A 16,687-nucleotide genomic window follows, 5' to 3' on the forward strand; every position below is an offset into this window, starting at 1 on the left:
CATCATGCCCACCCCCCTTTTTACGATTCCGGACACTCCTGGCATCCCGGTCCAAGGGGAACAGGCAACCTATCCGATCGGGCGGATTTTCTGCGTAGGCCGCAACTATGCCGCCCACGCCGCCGAAATGGGGCATGAGGTGGATCGTCAGGCACCGTTCTATTTCACGAAATCCGCACCCAACGCGGTTTTGACCGGTGCACAAGTGCCTTATCCGGCGGGTACTGAGGATTATCATCACGAAATGGAACTGGCCGTCGCCATCGGCAAGCCGGTTTTCAAGGCAACGGCGGATCAGGCCCGGGCCGCGATCTTTGGCTACGGGTGTGCGCTGGACATGACGCGCCGTGACTTGCAGATCCGCGAGCGCAATAAACAGCGCCCCTGGGATCTGGGCAAAGACGTGGAAAACGGCGCGGTTTTTGCCCAGCTGACCCGCGCCGATCAGTGGAGCCCATCGGATGACAAGCGCATCTTTCTGAGCGTCAATGGGCGGGTGGCGCAGGATGCCACATTGTCAGAATTGGTCTGGAAGATTGATGAGCTGATCTGCCATCTTTCGGGTTTCTATCATTTACGCCCGGGCGATCTGATTCTGACCGGAACGCCCGCCGGGGTCGGCCCTGTCGTCGCCGGAGATCGCATCGAAGGTGGCATCGATGGTCTGGCGCCGGTGCACCTGACCCTGACAGACCCCGAATAAAACGGCGCTGCTAACACCCGGCAATCATGTGGCACCAATGCCCTTTGATCGCCGGTGGCGCGGTAGGGCAATAGGGTCAGGGATCAAGAGCTGTGCGCGTCAATCGCGGGCTTCAAGCAATGCAATCGGCGCATCCGGGGCGCGGTAGAAATCCAGTGGAGCCTTGTCAGCTGCCACAGTGCTGCGCTTGAATTCATAACGCATCTCACCCACCGCTTCTTCATCGGCAATGATCAGACATTGGTACAGGTGATTGGCCCCGTCATAGATATCGACCAACCCACGCAAACGCGGTGTGGTCTCGGCCTCGACGGTGAAGCCATCCTTCCACAATGTCAGAATTTTGAAGCTATTGTCGCCAAATTCGACCCGCAAACGGCTGGATTTTTTGAGGGTGGCGATTCGGGCCGCATCCAATTCGGCGCGAATTTCCTTTGAAACATAAGTACTCATAATAAACTTTCCCCCTTAACTGACTCTATTCTGGACCGGTTTTTGTAAAAATCCAGTGAACTGCGTCACTTGGATTGCCGGAAATCTGATTTGTTGCGCAGACATCCCGCCAGACCTGTGCGCGCATGCAGGCCAGATGCGCGCGCGATGAAATAGGCACCCAAGGCAAAGCGGCCTATCTTTGACCCAATCGCAATGCGAAAGGAACAATGATGGGCCTGCTTGTCGACGGCGAATGGCATGACACCTGGTATGACACCAAATCCACCGGCGGGGCGTTCAAACGCTCGGCCGCGCAGTTTCGCAACTGGATCACCGCCGACGGCGCGCCCGGCCCCTCGGGGCGCGGCGGGTTCGAGGCTGAATCGGGGCGCTATCACCTCTATGTCTCTCATGCCTGCCCGTGGGCGCATCGCACGCTGATCTTTCGTGAGTTGAAAGGGCTGCGCGACCACATCTCGGTCTCGGTCGTGCATCCAGACATGCTCGACAAGGGTTGGACCTTTGAAACCGACGACTATGGCTCGACGGGCGACAAGTTGTTCGGGCATGACTTTGCCCACCAGATCTATACCCGCGCCGATCCCAATTACTCGGGCCGCGTGACGGTGCCGATCCTGTGGGACAAGGTGGAAAAGACCATCGTGTCGAATGAAAGCTCGGAGATCATCCGCATGTTCAATTCGGCCTTCAACGGGATCACCGGCAATACCGACGATTACTGGCCCGAGGCGATGCGGGATGACATTGAAGAGGTCAACGCGCGCATCTATTCCGACATAAATAACGGGGTCTACAAATCCGGCTTCGCCACCTCGCAAGAGGCGTATGACGCCGCCGTTGGCCCGCTGTTCGACACATTGGATTGGCTGGAGGATCGTCTGTCCCACAGCCGTTACCTGATGGGCGACCGCATCACCGAAGCCGATTGGCGGCTGTTCACCACGCTGATCCGGTTTGACCCGGTCTATCATCTGCATTTCAAGTGCAATAAGCGCCGGTTGGTGGATTACCCGAATCTATGGGCGTACACGCGCGAGCTGTACCAATGGCCGGGTGTCGCCGAGACGGTGAACATGAACCACATCGTGCGCCACTATCATTACAGCCACGAAAGCATCAATCCGCACCGGATCGTACCGGTGAACCCGGTGCTGGATTATTCAGAACCCCATGGGCGGGATCAGCGCCCGGCGGCGTAGTGTTCAACCATCGCCGCCAGATCCTCGGGCGGGGTCGAGCTTTGAACATAGGCGCAGGCATTGGCGCTGTGGGCAAAGATGGACCCGTCCGAGAAGAAGGTGGTGTTGGTGACAAAGATCACCCGCGTATCCGGCCTGCGGTAGCTGGCGAAATCGGCGACGGCGAGCGCGCTGCCGGTTTCCAGCACCAGATCCAACACAATGATATCGAAGGCCGTCCCGTAGAGCGCGAGGATCGCGGCCTCTTGCGTTTCGACCAATGTGACTTCGGCGTCCTGCCTTTGCAGATGCCGTTGCCAGACCCGACCAAGATCGGGGTTACTCTCAACAATCAGTACTTTCATTTGCAACAACCTCGGCACGTGATATGGGTGAGTGGTGCCGACCCCTGTTGTCCGTGATCACGCGATTTCCTTAACAAAGTGTTAACAGCGCCCGCACAGGGCCGTGAACACCCGGATTCGCTTGTGTGAACGGCAAAAATCCGCTTGAAGCAGCTGAAATGAACGATTCTGGCTGGGACTGATGGTTGGACAAGATGACAGATTGAACCCACGGGCAGCGCGCGATCATGGCGGCGGGCTGGATGGCGCGATGGCGCAGTTCGGCGGTGCGCGCAGGGATTGGATCGACCTGTCGACCGGGATCAACCCGCACCCGTATGACGTCTCTGGCCTGCAGCCCTCGGACTGGATGGAACTGCCCGATCATGGCGCGTTCGAGCGACTGTCGGAGGCAGCGCGCGCGTTTTGGAACGTGCCGGACGGGGCCGAGATTCTACCCGCCCCCGGCGCATCAGCCGTGATCGCGCGCATTCCGGCGCTAGCGCCGACGGGCCGAGTGCAAATCACGATGCCCACCTATAACGAACATGCCGCCGCTTTCACCGCGCAGGGCTGGACGGTGCAGGACGCTGGACCCACTGAGGCGCGGGTGATCGTACACCCCAACAATCCCGATGGGCGCTACTGGCACGAAGCGGATGCCAATGCCCCGCTGACCGTGATTGACGAGAGCTTTTGCGACGTGATCCCCGATGCTTCATTGATCCATCTGGCGGAGCGGCCCGGAGTGATCGTCCTGAAAAGCTTTGGCAAGTTTTGGGGGCTGGCCGGGCTTCGGCTGGGCTTTGCAATCGGCCATCCGAACCTGATCGCAAGGCTGAATGATCTGACCGGCCCCTGGGCGGTCTCGGGCCCTGCTTTGCGGATCGGCGCACGGGCCTTACGCGACACGGGTTGGGCCGAAGAGACTCGGATGCGCCTGGCCGATGAAGCGTCACGGCTGGATCAGCTTGTAACGGCTAAAGGTGCGCGGTTGATCGGTGGGACCAGCCTGTTCCGCCTCTTTGATGTAGACGATGCCGCCACGTGGCAGGACCGGTTGGCACAGGCTCATATCTGGAGCCGCATATTCCCCTATTCCAAAACCTACCTGCGCCTTGGATTACCGCCTGCTGAAGGCTGGACACGACTGGAGGCCGCGCTGTGAGCACGGCGTTCCTGTTGGTCTGCGCCCTGTGTCTGGACGCAGCATTGGGTGAGCCGGATTGGCTGTGGTCGCGCGTCCGCCACCCTGCAGTCCTGATGGGTAATGCGATTGGTTGGCTGGACAATCGACTGAACCATGGGGCGCATCGTCGCCTCAAAGGCGTTTTGGCGGTGATTGTCCTGGTACTGGCCGCATTCGTACTGGGCCGCGTGCTGGCCTTGCTGGGCCCGATCGCCGAGATCGTGATCTGCGCCATCCTTCTGGCGCAAAAGTCCCTTGTCACCCATGTTCGCGCGGTGGGCGAAGGACTGCTGAGCTCGCTTGCTGAAGGGCGCGCGCAAGTCGCCATGATTGTCTCGCGCGATACGCAGGACATGACCGAGGCGCAGGTGGCGCGATCCGCCATCGAAAGCGCCGCCGAGAACCTGAGCGACGGGGTGATCGCCCCCGCCTTCTGGTTTTTGATCGCAGGTCTGCCGGGGTTGCTGGTCTACAAGGCGGTCAACACCGCTGACAGCATGATCGGTTATCGCAACGAGAAATACCGCGCCTTTGGCTGGGCTGCGGCTCGGCTGGATGACGCGTTGAACCTGATCCCGGCGCGTTTAACCTTTGTGATGATCGTGGCGCTGTCCGGGCAATGGTCCCGCTGGGCCGAGATGATCGCGGACGCCCGCCGCCACATCTCACCCAATGCAGGCTGGCCCGAGGCCGCGATGGCCCGGGCGCTGGATATCGCGCTGGCCGGGCCGCGCAGCTATGATGGAGAGATGCGGGATCTTGCCTGGGTGAACGGAAATGCGCGGCAAAATATCGACGCGGCAGAGGTTTTTCGCGCATCAGACATACTCTGGCAGGTCTGGGGGCTTGCGCTTGGGCTCGTGTCGGTGTGGGTTGGGCTTAACTTCATTTTCTGACGGATCAAACCCATGCGTTTTCTTTCTGGCATTGTCGCCGCCACCCTGTTCGCCGCACCCGCCTTTGCCCAATGCGGCGGCGGGTTCAATGCCTTCGTCGATGGGTTGAAGGCTGAGGCCGTTCAACAAGGGTTCGACAAATCCACCGTCAACAGCTTTTTCCAAGGTGTTCAGCAGGACGGTGCTGTACTGAAGGCCGACCGGGCGCAGGGTGTGTTCCAGAAACCGTTCATCGATTTTTCGCGTCGCCTGATCTCGCAAAACCGGATTGACCGCGGGCAGGCCATGTCGGGGAAATACGATGCGGTGTTTGACCGGATCGAGCGGGAATACGGCATCTCGCGTGGCGTGTTGCTGGCCTTCTGGGCGTTCGAGACCGACTACGGCTCGTTTCAGGGCGATTTCAACACCCGCAATGCGCTGGTGACGCTGGCCCATGATTGCCGCCGACCCGAACTGTTCCGGCCACAGATCTTTGCCGCGATCGAGCTGTACCAACAAGGCAATTTCGACCCGGCCCGCACCACCGGTGCCTGGGCGGGTGAGATCGGCATGGTGCAAATGCTGCCGCGTGATATCTTGGAAAACGGCGTGGATGGGGACGGCAACGGCAAGGTCTCTCTAAAAACCTCCGCACCTGATGCGTTGATGTCGGGGGCCAAGATGCTGTCGCATCTGGGGTGGCAACCGGGTCAACCCTGGCTGCAGGAGGTCACCGTGCCCGCGCAGATGGACTGGTCGCTCTCTGGCCCCGGAAAACCGCGCCCGATCTCAGAGTGGCAGGCGATGGGTGTGCAGCCACGCAGCGGATCGCTGGCCAACCTGCCCGCCTCGTTGATCCTGCCGCAAGGCCACAAGGGGCCAGCCTTCCTCGCCTATCCGAATTTCGACGTCTATTTCGAGTGGAACCAAAGCTTTGTCTATGTCCTGACCGCCGCGTATTTCGGCACACGGCTGGAGGGCGCGCAGATCTACAACGCAGGCAGCCCGGCCTCCGGGCTGAACGGTGCGCAGATGAAACAACTGCAGACAAAGCTGCGGGCGCGCGGATACGACGTGGGTAAGATTGACGGCATCCTCGGGGCCGGCACACGCGCCGCGGTACAGGCCGAACAGGCACGGTTAGGCTTGCCAGCGGATGCATGGCCAACGGCTGACCTGCTTGGTCGGCTGTAAAGTCCCCCTCATCGCTATCTACCATTTGCGGCCAACTGGACATTTCACTAGGCTGGCCGCAGCGCCCGAAACCCCCTGAGTTCATTCCATGACAATCGATGATCGCCGTAAACTGCTTGCCGATGTTCTGCGCCCATTTGACGTGGGGCACCCGCTGATCCGGATCGGAGCCTTCAGCGATGGCGGCTATCTTGTGCCCAGCGATCTGCAAGGGATCAAAGCCTGCTTTTCACCGGGCGTATCCCAGCAATCGAGCTTTGAGCTTTCCGCACCCTCTGGACTTGGCGCATCATTCGAAGCGACCCGAGATCGCTGTGCCGGATGAGTGGTTGGGGCAATACGTGCGGGAGAGCTGACGCGACATTGGCAGAGTCTGGGAATGGGGCCGTAGTGGTTAAAGGCCGCTATTAAGGTCGGCTGAAAGCCCAATCCAGACGTTGCTTATCCCGGCCAGGCAAAAGACTGCGAACACCTCATCAGCGCGTCAAGTGCAGGTGAATATTTTCGACCGGGGACTGTAAAGGCCGCGATAGTTCTTGAAACTTCTGGTTCAACAAGCGGGCGCTGTAGCAAGCCCGGCAGAGTAACCGAGTACTCAGGCATGAAGGCAAAACCAATGCCTGCAGCAACCATTGCTTGCACCCAATCTTCACGCTCTGACCGGAAGCGAGCGTAAAGCTCTACGCCTTGTGATTGACAAACCGACATTACCATCTCTCGCATCTCACAGGCCAAGCGATCAACGTAGTCTTCTTGTGATAAGTCTTGGAGCGAAACAGAGTTGAGTTGTCCAATGCGGTGTTCCGGCGGGAAAACAACCACATATCTCTCGACGTAGAGTGGGCTAGCCCTGAATTCTTCTTCCAGCTCTTCAGTTAGCGTCATTAAAGCGACATCAATATCGCCATCGGAGAGTTTTTTCTTTAGCTCTAATGCGCTTGCTTCGTTGACGGACAACTCCAATCCGCTGTGTTTGTTCTCGAATTGGGCTAAAAAGCGAGCAAGGCGAACGTGCCCAATTGTTGATAGGACACCCAAGCGCAGCGGCACCTTTTCTAGCAGGCGAAAATTCTGAGCCAGCGCTTGTGTAGCTGCTGCTTCGTCGACGATGTGCTGTAGATGCGGCAGCATTGATTTCCCAAAGTCGCTGACCAGTATTTTCCGACCTTCCCGATGAAAAACCTGTGCGCCCAGTTCGGTCTCTAGTGACTTTACGCCCTTGGTAAGCGCTGGTTGGCTCACATTGCATTCTGCAGCAGCTTTGGTGAAATTCAGATGCTTTGCAGCAGATAAGACATATCTAATCTGAGACATCTCCATATTAGGGTACCTCGTCACTGATAACGAAAGACAATCATGACGCAGAATACACCGTTTTGTCCAAACCTGGAGTTATTAAGCAATAAAGTAACGATAGTTCACTGAGCCACCGCTCCGTGGTGCAATAGATCCACTGGATTTGACCATTCGGAAAGGAAGCGAGATGTCAGTATTTTTGGTCGAAAGAAACCTTAAGGGTATCAGCATGGATGACCTGGGTGCTGCTCAAGAAGCCGCGATAGCAACTGCGCGGAAAATGACGGCAGATGGAGACATGATTAGGTACATCCGTTCAACGTTCGCTCCCGAAGACGGGCGCTGCATGTGCTTGTTTGATGGTGACAGCGCCGATCAAGTTCGCCGATTGAACGATACCGCTGGGCTCCCTTATGAAAAGGTCGTGGCGGCAATGGACCTTACTCCATGACGACTTGTCGGAATTAGCGTTTAGACAGGGCCCTGAGCATGAGCTCTATAGCCCACAAAGGTTAATCATCACATTCGTTTAGCTGAAAGGAATTGGCTGTGCCTGCTAGATCGACGAAGTTTGTTCTTGGAATGGAGGCGAAGAAAAACGCGACAACCTTGAAGAAACTGCTACAACTTCAACTGGAGATCGAAAGACTGAGCAAGGCCAAGAGCGCTAATCCAAAGGCGATCAGTCAGAAAATCGCCATGTCCAAGAAGCTGTACCAGTCTGTCTGGAAGTCGATGGAGGTGATGATAAAGATTGATGGGCATTAGCCCGACAAGGCTCGAAGGTATTGTATCGCCTATTCATCAAATTTTTTCAAAAGATATCGCCATACTCGGCTAAAATGGCAGCACAGCCCGCCCAGCCGCCATGGCAGCAAGAAGCTCGCAGTCGCTTATCCCTCTTAATCAGGTCGCACCGGATACCGATCGCCCTTCTCATCAATCAGGATCAACCTTTCACCACTGCGCACAAACAGATCGCACCGGCTGAACCCGTTGCGATAGGCGATGCAGATGCTGCCGTCTTCGGCGATCGAATAGGTGCCAAAGGCAGATTCGCCGCTTGCATAGGTATAGGAATAGGCCCCTCCGGCCGAGTATTTGGACTGCCCGTCATCGTAGAATGTCAGCGTCTGGCCCGCCAAAGCCTCAAGCTCTTGCGGGTTGAGCGGCTTGTCTCCGGGTTTGGTGGCCCATTCGGCGGCGGAAATCGGTGTGGCACAGAGCAGCAATGGGATCAGAAATCGGGTCATGCGCCACCCTAACCCGGCTGTCTTCGAATGGGTCATAACGTTGCAGTGATCGCTTAGGCGACCATCTGTTCGGCCTTCTTGAGGTCGACCGAAACCAGTTGGCTGACGCCCTGCTCCTGCATGGTCACGCCGAACAGCCGGTCCATCCGCGCCATCGTCACCGCGTGGTGGGTGATGATCAGGAACCGCGTATCGGTTTGGCGACACATTTCGTCAAGCAGGTCGCAGAACCGGGTGACGTTGGCGTCGTCCAGCGGCGCGTCGACCTCGTCGAGCACGCAGATCGGGGCCGGGTTGGCGAGGAAGACGCCAAAGATCAGCGCGGTTGCGGTCAGGGTCTGCTCCCCACCCGACAGCAGGCTGAGGGTCGAGAGCTTTTTGCCCGGCGGTTGGCACATGATTTCCAGCCCCGCATCCAGCGGATCGTCGCTTTCGACCATGACCAGATTGGCTTCACCGCCGCCGAAGAGATGCTTGAATAACATCGCGAAGTTCGAATTCACCTGTTCAAACGCGGTCAGCAGACGCTCGCGCCCTTCGCGGTTGAGGCTGGCGATGCCGCTGCGCAAGGCCTTGATCGCCTCTTCCAGATCACCCTTTTCTCCGCTCAGCGTGTCGAATTCTTCCTGTACTTCCTTGCTGTCCTCTTCGGCGCGCAAGTTCACCGCGCCCATCGCATCGCGCTGACGTTTGTGGCGATTAACCTCTGCCTCCAGAGCGTCAGCGGCAGGCATCTGATCGGGGTTGGTGTCGAGCTGGTTCAGCAACTGGTTTGGCGTCAGTTGCTGATCCTCGGCAATCCGTTCCGCCGCAGCCACAACGCTTTCCTTGGCCGCGTCACAACGCGCCTCAGCCGCCGCCCGGCTTTCGCGAGCTTCCGAGGCCAGACGTTCTGCTTCGCGTTCCGCCAGCACAACCTCGCGCTGCTGGGTTTCGGCCTCGGCCAGCTTATCGGCTGCTTCGGCCCGGCGGGCCTCGGCGGTTTCGATCAGCTCGTTCAGTTCTTCCCGCGCTTCGGCGATTTCACCAGGGGCCGCCATGGCCTCAGATAGTTCTTCCTCGGAACTTTCCTTACGTTCAGCCAGTTCAGAGATACGTTTTTCGGCGGTCTCCAGCCGGTGCCGCCATCCGCTAAGATCTTTGGTGACCTCTTGGCTGCGGCGGGTGCGGGCCTCACCTTCACGGCGCAGCTCGTCATGGGTCGAACGGTGCGTCAGCATGGTGATCCGCGCCGCCTCGACTGTTTGTTTGATATCTTCGACCTGCGCACGGGCGCTGTCGAGGTCACCAAGCCCGGTCAGCGCCGCTTCGGCCTCGCGCAACTGAGCGCGGGCGGACATGGCGTCTTCCTTGTGCCGGTCGACGGCGAGGGTTAGCGTCTCCAGCTTGCCTTGCGCCAGATTGCGATCTGCCTCGGCGCGGCTCAGCATCCGAGCGGTTTCGGCCATGCGCTGATCGGCAGCTCGGCGGGCTTCGCGCGCACGGCGGTCGGCTTCAGTCACGTCGGCCAGTTGCTGCGAAAGTGCCTCATGCGCGGCGCGGGCCCCGTCGGCTTGCGCCTCGGTGCGGGCGAGTTCCTGTTTCAGCGCTTCCAATTTGTTGAGCTGTTCCAGACGCAGGGCCGCAGCACTTGGCGCATCTTCGGCCCAAGCGCGGAACCCGTCCCAGCGCCACAGATCGCCCGAGCGCGAGACCAGCCGCTGACCGGGTTTCAGCGATGCTTGTAGCCGTGCACCCTGATCCCCATCAACCAGACCGATCTGCGCAATGCGGCGGCTCAGGCGATCCGGGCCAGAGACATGCAGCGCCAGAGGCTCAGCGCCTTCCGGCAACGGTTGATCGCTGTCATATCCTGCAACCTGCACCCAGCCCGAGGGGCCATCACCTTCGACCAGCGGGGCGCGCAGGTCGTCTGCCAGCGCAGCCCCCAGTGCCTTTTCATAGCCCGATGCCACGCGCAGCATGTCGAGCACTTGCCCGCCCTCAGCCGTGTCGCGTTCGACCAGCTTGGCCAGCGCGGTGGTCTCGGCCCTTATTGCGCCCAGTTCACCCTCGGCTTCGGAGCGTTTCGCGCGGGCTTCGGCCTCGCGTGCTTGCGTTTCATTGCGCAGCTCATCGGCAGCGGCGAGTGCTTCTTCGGCTGCTTCAGCGGCTTCGCGGGCCTCTTCTTCGCCCTCTTGCGCGGTCTCAAAGGCCTCGCTTGCGCGGGTCAGCGCATTGCGTGCGTCATCCACGGCGGCGCGGGCCTTCTCCTCTTCGCCCTCGGACCGGGCCAGAGTTTTTCGGCTGTCTTCTACCAAGCGCTGCGCCGATTGATGGCGAGCGACCAGACGGGCCATGTCTTCGGTTTCTTGCGAGAGGTGATCTTCGCGATCTTGAAGAACCGAGGCAGCCTCACGGGCAATCTCAGCAGCCTCGGCGACCTTCTCGTCATAGCCCTCGGCGGCTTTGGCAAGCTCGCGGGCCTCCCATTCCAGCCGTTCGATCATCTCGCCGGCATCGCGGTTCAGGCCGGATTCGCGTTCGATGTCGTTGCCCAACTGCTGGATTCGGTTGGTCAGCGTTTCAATCGTCTGGCGCGCGCGGGTTTCCTGATCCGACAGCTGATCGCGCTGCACTTGCTGGCGTTGCAGGACGGCGGCGGCGATGGCCTCTTCCTCGCGCAGGGGTGGCAGGGTTTCCTCGATCTCAGCGCGTTTGGCGGCGGCTTCGCGGGCGGCAGCTTCGGCGCGGGAGGCTTCGGTGATCCGGTCGCGCAGCTTTTCTTCTGCCGCTTGGCGGGCCATGTCGGCCTCTTTCCAGCGACGATAGAGCAACATGCCCTCGGCTTGGCGCAGTTGCTCGCCGATTTCGCGATAGCGCGCGGCCTGACGGGCCTGACGGGCGAGTTGCGCCAACTGGCCGCCCAACTGTTCCAGCACGTCATCGACGCGGGTCAGGTTGGCCTCAGTTCCTTTCAGCTTCAGCTCGGCCTCGTGACGGCGCTGATAGAGGCCTGAAATCCCGGCAGCCTCTTCCAGAATGCGGCGGCGCGCGCGGGGCTTGGCGTTGATCAGCTCGGCAATGCGGTTCTGCCCCACCAGCGCGGGCGAATGCGCCCCGGTCGAGGCATCGGCGAACAGCATCTGCACATCGCGGGCGCGGACGTCTTTGCCGTTGGTCTTGTAGGCGCTACCCACGTCGCGGGTGATGCGGCGGACGATTTCAAGTTGGTCGCTTTCGTTGAAGCCTGAGGGCGCAAGGCGTTCCGAGTTGTCCATGGTCAGGACAACCTCGGCAAAGTTGCGTGCGGGCCGGGTGGCGGCACCCGCAAAGATCACATCCTCCATCGCGCCGCCGCGCATGGATTTGGGGCGGTTTTCGCCCATCACCCAGCGCAAGGCTTCCAGAAGGTTGGATTTGCCGCAGCCATTGGGACCCACAACTCCGGTCAGCCCGTCCGCGATGATCAGATCGGTCGGGTCAACGAAGCTTTTGAAGCCGGTCAGTTTGAGTTTGCTAAAGCGCAATGGCTGCTCGTGTTATGATTCCTCTGACTACAAAGTCTGCGCAAGGGATGGGCAAGGTGTCAACGTGATTGCGCAGGATATGGGATGATTGGTCAAGTTATCCACAATATCTTGGCAAAACTACGTGAGGTTTCGCGTATCTCAGTACGACGCGCATTCAAAGACCTGATACCCGTAATCTTCGTAGTATCCATAGTCGATGCATTCATAAGGACGGCGAAGGAGTGCACCAAAAATCAGCTTTTCCCCCAGTTCCTGGTCGCAGCCGAGCACACCCACAGTGATCGCCGCATCGCCCAAAACATCCAGAAGCGGGCAGCCCGAGACCTGCGCCATCGCCAATGCGGCCCTGTCCCGGATCGGACCAAGGCGCGGGGCGTATTGAGCGTTCACGCGGACGGCCTCGGCCAGTTCGTTGCGGACGCGGACGTCAAACACGCTGCCATTCACTGAGACCCGCGTCGCGGGCAAGTCGCGGAAATAGGGAGTGCCACCCGAACAGGCGGCCAGCAGCAGGAAGGCGAGCAGACGGATCATACCGCCGTTCTTGCGGCAATATGGTTAACGAAACCTTTCGCCGATCAGGTGCGCAGCACTTCGCCTAGTCGCCGAATGCCTTCACGGATTGTGTCCTCATCCGAGTTGGAAAAACTCAGCCGGATTGTATTGGCCCCGGTGCCGTCCGGATAGAACGCCCCGCCGGGGACAAAGGCAAGCTTGACCGTTTCCAGAGCCCGGGCCAACAGATCGGCCCCATTGGTGCCTTTGGGCAGGGTTAGCCAGACGAACATACCGCCCTCAGGCCGGGTCCAGTCGACGCCGTCGGGCATGTGTTGGGCCAAGGCCCCAAGCATCGTGTCACGGCGTGCGGCATAGGCGCGGCGCAGCTTCGGGACGTGAGCATCGAAATGGTCCCGCGCCACTTGATGAACGGCCATTTGGTTGATCGTGGATGAATGCAGATCAGCGGCCTGTTTCAGCAGCACCAGTTGCGAGATCACTGGCTTGGCAGCCACCACCCAACCAACACGCAGACCGGGCGACAGGGTTTTCGAGAAGCTTCCGCAATAGATTGTGCGGCAGTTTTCAATCGATCCCTTGCGGGCCTGTTCCAACGCCAGAATTGGCGGGATCGGGTCGCCGTCATAGCGCAGCGCCTGATAAGCGCCGTCTTCGATCACGGCGCAGTCCAGATCGTCGGCCAGATCCAACAGAGCCTCCCTGCCCCGCAGGTCGACGGTCTCACCCGTCGGATTGGCAAAATCGGCGGAGAGGTAGGCGAACTTGATCGGGCTACCGCCTGCCGCGTCGCGATACTCAGCCGCGCCGCGATTGCCGTTGACACTCAGTTGGTCAAAGCGCGGCTCATAGGCGTCAAAGGCGTTGAGCGCGCCCAGATAGGTGGGCCAACCGACCAGCGCCGTATCGCCTGGAGACAGGAATAACTTGCCCAGATAATCCAGCGCCTGCTGCGAGCCTGAAGTGATCAGGATGTTGTCGATATCACACGCCACTCCGATCCCGCGCATGTAACCGACCAGCCATTCGCGCAGCGGTGCATAGCCTTCGCTTACGGAATATTGCAGCGCCTGCGCCTGTTGATCCGGGCCAAGCGCGTTTTGGAACGCGTCGGCGAACGCGTCAGCCGGAAACAAGTCTGGGTCGGGAATGCCGCCTGCAAAGGATATAATACCTGGCTCACCCAAAAGCTTGAGCAATTCGCGGATTTCGGATGCTTTCATCCGGGAGGTACGGGTGGCGTAGAGTTGATCCATCTCAGCGGGCCTCCTCTGCCCTTGCGTCGCAGATTAGGCAAAGCGCAACTTATGTCAATAATGCTGACCTTATATTTCAATCTGCGTGAGCGGCTTGATCCTCCCCCGCAATCGTGGTCAGGTGAGTTGACCAATTTCTAGTGTTAGCCTCATGCCCTTTCAAAAAGTCCAGACCGAAAAACTGTCTTTGGCCGTCGTGCGCCAGATCGAGTTGCTGATCCTACGTGGCATACTGCGCCCCGGCGAGCGCCTGCCCTCGGAACGGGAATTGGCCGAGCGCATGGGCGTCTCACGCCCGTCGTTACGTGAAGCAATCGCGGCCCTGCAGGATCAGGGCTTGCTGACCGCCAAGGCCGGATCGGGCATATACGTGGCCGAGGTTCTGGGTTCAGCCTTTTCACCCGCGTTGATCCGTTTGTTCGGCAATCATGACGAGGCGGTGTTCGACTATCTCTCATTCCGGCGCGATATGGAGGGGCTTGCGGCCGAGCGTGCCGCGCGCATGGGCTCGGGCAGTGATCTGAAGGTGGTGCAGACCATTCTGGACAAGATGGAAGACGCCCATGCCCGCAATGCTGCCGAGGAAGAGGCGCATTTGGACGCCCAGTTTCACATGGCGATCATCGAGGCCAGCCACAATGTGGTGATGCTGCACATGATGCGGTCGATGTTCGATCTGTTGCGGCGGGGCGTGTTCTACAACCGTCAGATCATGTTCCAACAGCGCACCACACGCGATGCCATTCTGGATCAACACCGCGCCATCAACGCCGCCTTGCAGGACCGTGACCCCAAGGGCGCACGCCAGGCGGTCGAGGATCATCTGAGCTTTGTCAAAAGCTGCATGGCCGATCAGCAGAAGGCCCTGCGCAACGAAGAGATCGCCCAGCAAAGGTTGAAGCATGAGACTGGAGAGGCTTGATGTTCATCGGGCATCTGCCGGGGGCTTATCTAATCTTCCGGGCTACTGCGCCAATCCTTGGTAAACTTGCTTTTGCAGCCGCAATGATCGGGGCCGTTGCGCCCGATATCGATATCCTATGGTTCTATCTTGTCGACGATCGCGGGCACCATCATCATTCCTATCTGACCCACCGCCCGATCATCTGGGCTGGCTTGCTGCTGGTGGGTCTGCTGGTCCGACAATGGCTTTATCGGGTCGGGACATTTCTGACCTTCCTCGGCGCTGGCGGTCTGGTTCACCTGCTGCTGAATTCAATCACGGGTGAAGTTGCCTGGTTGTGGCCGTTTTCGAACGCCACTTACCCATTGGTAACGGTACAGGCGACACATTCTCTTTGGATACTGTCTTTTCTCAATCATTGGACGTTCAAGGTTGAGATCCTGATCACCATGGTCGCTCTGATCGTGCTTGTGGCGACTTGGCGCAGGTCACTGAGAAAATCATAATTCCGGACACAAAAAACCCGAGCGCCTCGCAGCCCTCGGGTTTTTTCAGATCATGTGATCCGGACGATCAGTGCAGTTTTTCGCCCACATCCGCGATGGCGGCGTCGATCAGCTTGTTCGCCTGAGTGGCGGTCATCTGCTTGGCCAGCACAGCGTTGGCTGCCGAAACAGCAACGGTGATGGCCTGATCACGAACCTCTTTCACAGCCGAGGCTTCCGCCGATGCGATCTGATCCTGCGCAGCGGCCAGACGGCGTGCGATGGATTTCTCCAGATCGGCTTTGGCCTGCTCAGCAGCCAAAGCGGCGTCGTCCTTCGCAGCAGCCACAATGGCATCTGCCTGTGTCTGCACTTCACGCTGCTTGCGCTCATACGAGGCCAGCAGGCTGCGGGCTTCTTCGTGCAGGGCGCGGGCTTCGTCCAGCTCGGACTGAATGCCATCGGCCCGCTTGTCCAAAGCGCCGCCGATCATGCCGGGGACTTTGAAATAGAACAAAACCGCGATGAAGACGATGAAGCCCAGAGTGACAACAAAGTCGGTGTTGCCAAGCGAAAAGAACGGGCCGCTTGCGGCCAGCGCGGGGCTGGCGGCGCCAACGCTTAGGATAAGGGCAAGAGTGTTCCGCATGTCACTTATCCTTTCGTCTGCGCGTCTACGGCACTGTTGATCGCTTTGGCATCCGCCTCGCCGCCCAGTGCAGTGACCAGTTCAGCCGCCGTATCCTTGGCAACCACTTGAATGCTTTCCAGCGCACCGGCACGGATGTCGGCAATTGCCTTTTCCGATTCAGCCGCCTTTGCAGCGATTTCCGCATCCGCCTTGGCAATCGCGTCATCCAGACCAGACTGGATTTCGGCGCGGGCTTCCGCTGCGATACGCTGTGCCTCTGAACGGGCATCGGCCAGCGCTTTGTTATAGGCCTCTTCGGCCTCGACCGCTTTGGCCTTCAGATCTTCGGCCGCAGCCAGGTCATTTGTAATGGTCCCCTGACGTTCAGCCAGGATTGCCGCGATGCGGGGCAGAGCCACGCGGGACAGGACCAGAAAGATGACGACCAGCGTGATGACCAGCCAGAAAATCTGGTTGGGGAACCAATCGAAGCAGAGCTGCGGCATCCCGATGGCAGAACCATAGGAGTCGACGCACGAGCCGGCTACTTCTTCTGTAATGGGTTCAGTCGCCATGATATCCTCCGTCGGAAACTTGTCTTTACAACAGGTGGGCCGCTATGGCTTGGACCCACCTGCGCGTAAGGATCAGGTTCCGCAGATTATACGGCGAACATCAGCAGCAGCGAGACCAGGAATGCGAAGATCCCCAGGGCTTCTGCGAAAGCGATACCGATGAAGAGGGTTGCGGTCTGCGAAGCAGCCGCCGAAGGGTTGCGCAGGGCGCCGGCCAGGAAGTTGCCTGCAACGTTGCCCACCCCGATTGCGGCTGCGCCGGAACCGATTGCTGCCAGGCCTGCGCCGATGTGTGCGAGATCGCCTTCCATGATGTA

The 16,687-nt window shown here is 59.4% G+C and carries 20 protein-coding genes; 10 read left to right on the forward strand and 10 right to left on the reverse strand.

The genetic code is table 11. The features are described 5' to 3' along the window. The first annotated feature begins 4 nt into the window (after positions 1 to 4). Positions 5 to 703 carry a fumarylacetoacetate hydrolase family protein gene (locus ACR0NN_RS19350; RefSeq protein WP_170724458.1) on the forward strand — a complete coding sequence of 233 codons (699 nt, stop codon included), beginning with the start codon at positions 5 to 7 and terminating at the stop codon, positions 701 to 703. Between the two features lie 99 nt (positions 704 to 802). Here ACR0NN_RS19350 and ACR0NN_RS19355 read toward each other — a convergent pair whose 3' ends face one another. Then, positions 803 to 1,156, reverse strand: a complete 354-nt coding sequence (locus ACR0NN_RS19355; protein ID WP_170686652.1) for a hypothetical protein — start codon at positions 1,154 to 1,156, stop codon at positions 803 to 805. A gap of 212 nt (positions 1,157 to 1,368) precedes the next feature. On the opposite strand from ACR0NN_RS19355, the gene ACR0NN_RS19360 reads away from it, so the two are divergent. Next, the gene (locus ACR0NN_RS19360; RefSeq protein ID WP_170724482.1) at positions 1,369 to 2,358 is read left to right on the forward strand and encodes a glutathione S-transferase family protein; all 990 of its coding nucleotides are present in this window, start codon (positions 1,369 to 1,371) and stop codon (positions 2,356 to 2,358) included. On the opposite strand, the gene ACR0NN_RS19365 is transcribed toward ACR0NN_RS19360, so the two are convergent. Further along, complete coding sequence (locus ACR0NN_RS19365; RefSeq protein ID WP_170686650.1) at positions 2,340 to 2,702, reverse strand: response regulator; 363 nt, start codon at positions 2,700 to 2,702, stop codon at positions 2,340 to 2,342. The two genes, ACR0NN_RS19360 and ACR0NN_RS19365, sit on opposite strands and share 19 nt — an antisense overlap. 181 nt (positions 2,703 to 2,883) lie before the next feature. On the opposite strand from ACR0NN_RS19365, the gene cobD reads away from it, so the two are divergent. From cobD to ACR0NN_RS19385, 4 genes are all read left to right on the forward strand, one after another. Further along, positions 2,884 to 3,849: a threonine-phosphate decarboxylase CobD gene (gene cobD, locus ACR0NN_RS19370; RefSeq protein WP_170724485.1), complete on the forward strand. Its 966-nt coding sequence runs from the start codon at positions 2,884 to 2,886 to the stop codon at positions 3,847 to 3,849. Continuing rightward, entirely contained in the window at positions 3,846 to 4,766 is a 921-nt protein-coding gene (gene cbiB / locus ACR0NN_RS19375; protein WP_170724487.1) for an adenosylcobinamide-phosphate synthase CbiB, read from the forward strand. The genes cobD and cbiB overlap by 4 nt, the downstream gene beginning before the upstream one ends. 12 nt (positions 4,767 to 4,778) lie before the next feature. Beyond that, a complete protein-coding gene (locus ACR0NN_RS19380) occupies positions 4,779 to 5,942 on the forward strand; it encodes a lytic murein transglycosylase (RefSeq protein WP_170724492.1) in 1,164 nt (387 codons plus the stop codon). 88 nt (positions 5,943 to 6,030) lie between these two features. Next, positions 6,031 to 6,267 (forward strand): hypothetical protein, encoded by a 237-nt coding sequence (locus ACR0NN_RS19385; protein ID WP_170724494.1) that lies wholly within the window; start codon positions 6,031 to 6,033, stop codon positions 6,265 to 6,267. 116 nt (positions 6,268 to 6,383) lie between these two features. Here the strand turns inward: ACR0NN_RS19385 and ACR0NN_RS19390 are convergent, their stop codons facing one another. Continuing rightward, on the reverse strand, positions 6,384 to 7,256 hold the full coding sequence (locus ACR0NN_RS19390; protein ID WP_170724497.1) for a LysR family transcriptional regulator: 873 nt from the start codon (positions 7,254 to 7,256) through the stop codon (positions 6,384 to 6,386). 169 nt (positions 7,257 to 7,425) lie between these two features. On the opposite strand from ACR0NN_RS19390, the gene ACR0NN_RS19395 reads away from it, so the two are divergent. Continuing rightward, entirely contained in the window at positions 7,426 to 7,689 is a 264-nt protein-coding gene (locus ACR0NN_RS19395; protein WP_170724499.1) for a DUF4242 domain-containing protein, read from the forward strand. 98 nt (positions 7,690 to 7,787) lie between these two features. Next, positions 7,788 to 8,006, forward strand: coding sequence for a hypothetical protein (locus ACR0NN_RS19400; RefSeq protein ID WP_170746989.1), 219 nt, complete (start codon positions 7,788 to 7,790; stop codon positions 8,004 to 8,006). 134 nt (positions 8,007 to 8,140) lie between these two features. On the opposite strand, the gene ACR0NN_RS19405 is transcribed toward ACR0NN_RS19400, so the two are convergent. The 4 genes from ACR0NN_RS19405 to ACR0NN_RS19420 form a co-directional block, all read right to left on the reverse strand. After that, positions 8,141 to 8,491 carry a hypothetical protein gene (locus ACR0NN_RS19405; protein WP_170724509.1) on the reverse strand — a complete coding sequence of 117 codons (351 nt, stop codon included), beginning with the start codon at positions 8,489 to 8,491 and terminating at the stop codon, positions 8,141 to 8,143. A gap of 53 nt (positions 8,492 to 8,544) precedes the next feature. Next, complete coding sequence (locus ACR0NN_RS19410; RefSeq protein ID WP_170724511.1) at positions 8,545 to 12,000, reverse strand: AAA family ATPase; 3,456 nt, start codon at positions 11,998 to 12,000, stop codon at positions 8,545 to 8,547. 141 nt (positions 12,001 to 12,141) lie between these two features. Then, complete coding sequence (locus tag ACR0NN_RS19415; protein ID WP_170724513.1) at positions 12,142 to 12,537, reverse strand: hypothetical protein; 396 nt, start codon at positions 12,535 to 12,537, stop codon at positions 12,142 to 12,144. A gap of 44 nt (positions 12,538 to 12,581) precedes the next feature. Then, positions 12,582 to 13,775 (reverse strand): aminotransferase-like domain-containing protein, encoded by a 1,194-nt coding sequence (locus ACR0NN_RS19420; protein WP_170724515.1) that lies wholly within the window; start codon positions 13,773 to 13,775, stop codon positions 12,582 to 12,584. A 151-nt stretch (positions 13,776 to 13,926) separates the two neighbouring features. Here ACR0NN_RS19420 and ACR0NN_RS19425 point away from each other — a divergent pair, with 151 nt between their 5' ends. Together ACR0NN_RS19425 and ACR0NN_RS19430 are read left to right on the forward strand one after the other, a co-directional pair. Continuing rightward, positions 13,927 to 14,697 (forward strand): FCD domain-containing protein, encoded by a 771-nt coding sequence (locus tag ACR0NN_RS19425; protein ID WP_170724518.1) that lies wholly within the window; start codon positions 13,927 to 13,929, stop codon positions 14,695 to 14,697. After that, positions 14,697 to 15,185, forward strand: a complete 489-nt coding sequence (locus tag ACR0NN_RS19430) for a metal-dependent hydrolase (protein ID WP_170724520.1) — start codon at positions 14,697 to 14,699, stop codon at positions 15,183 to 15,185. Before ACR0NN_RS19425 ends, ACR0NN_RS19430 begins: the two co-directional genes overlap by 1 nt. Positions 15,186 to 15,252: 67 nt before the next feature. Here ACR0NN_RS19430 and ACR0NN_RS19435 read toward each other — a convergent pair whose 3' ends face one another. The 3 genes from ACR0NN_RS19435 to ACR0NN_RS19445 all read right to left on the reverse strand — a co-directional run bounded on the left by ACR0NN_RS19435 (position 15,253) and on the right by ACR0NN_RS19445 (position 16,681). Then, entirely contained in the window at positions 15,253 to 15,813 is a 561-nt protein-coding gene (locus tag ACR0NN_RS19435; RefSeq protein ID WP_170686638.1) for a F0F1 ATP synthase subunit B, read from the reverse strand. Between the two features lie 5 nt (positions 15,814 to 15,818). Next, entirely contained in the window at positions 15,819 to 16,370 is a 552-nt protein-coding gene (locus ACR0NN_RS19440; protein ID WP_170686637.1) for a F0F1 ATP synthase subunit B', read from the reverse strand. A gap of 86 nt (positions 16,371 to 16,456) precedes the next feature. Beyond that, a complete protein-coding gene (locus ACR0NN_RS19445) occupies positions 16,457 to 16,681 on the reverse strand; it encodes a F0F1 ATP synthase subunit C (RefSeq protein ID WP_005981269.1) in 225 nt (74 codons plus the stop codon). Positions 16,682 to 16,687 lie beyond the last annotated feature (6 nt).

Source organism: Ruegeria sp. BA2 (genome assembly GCF_056539605.1).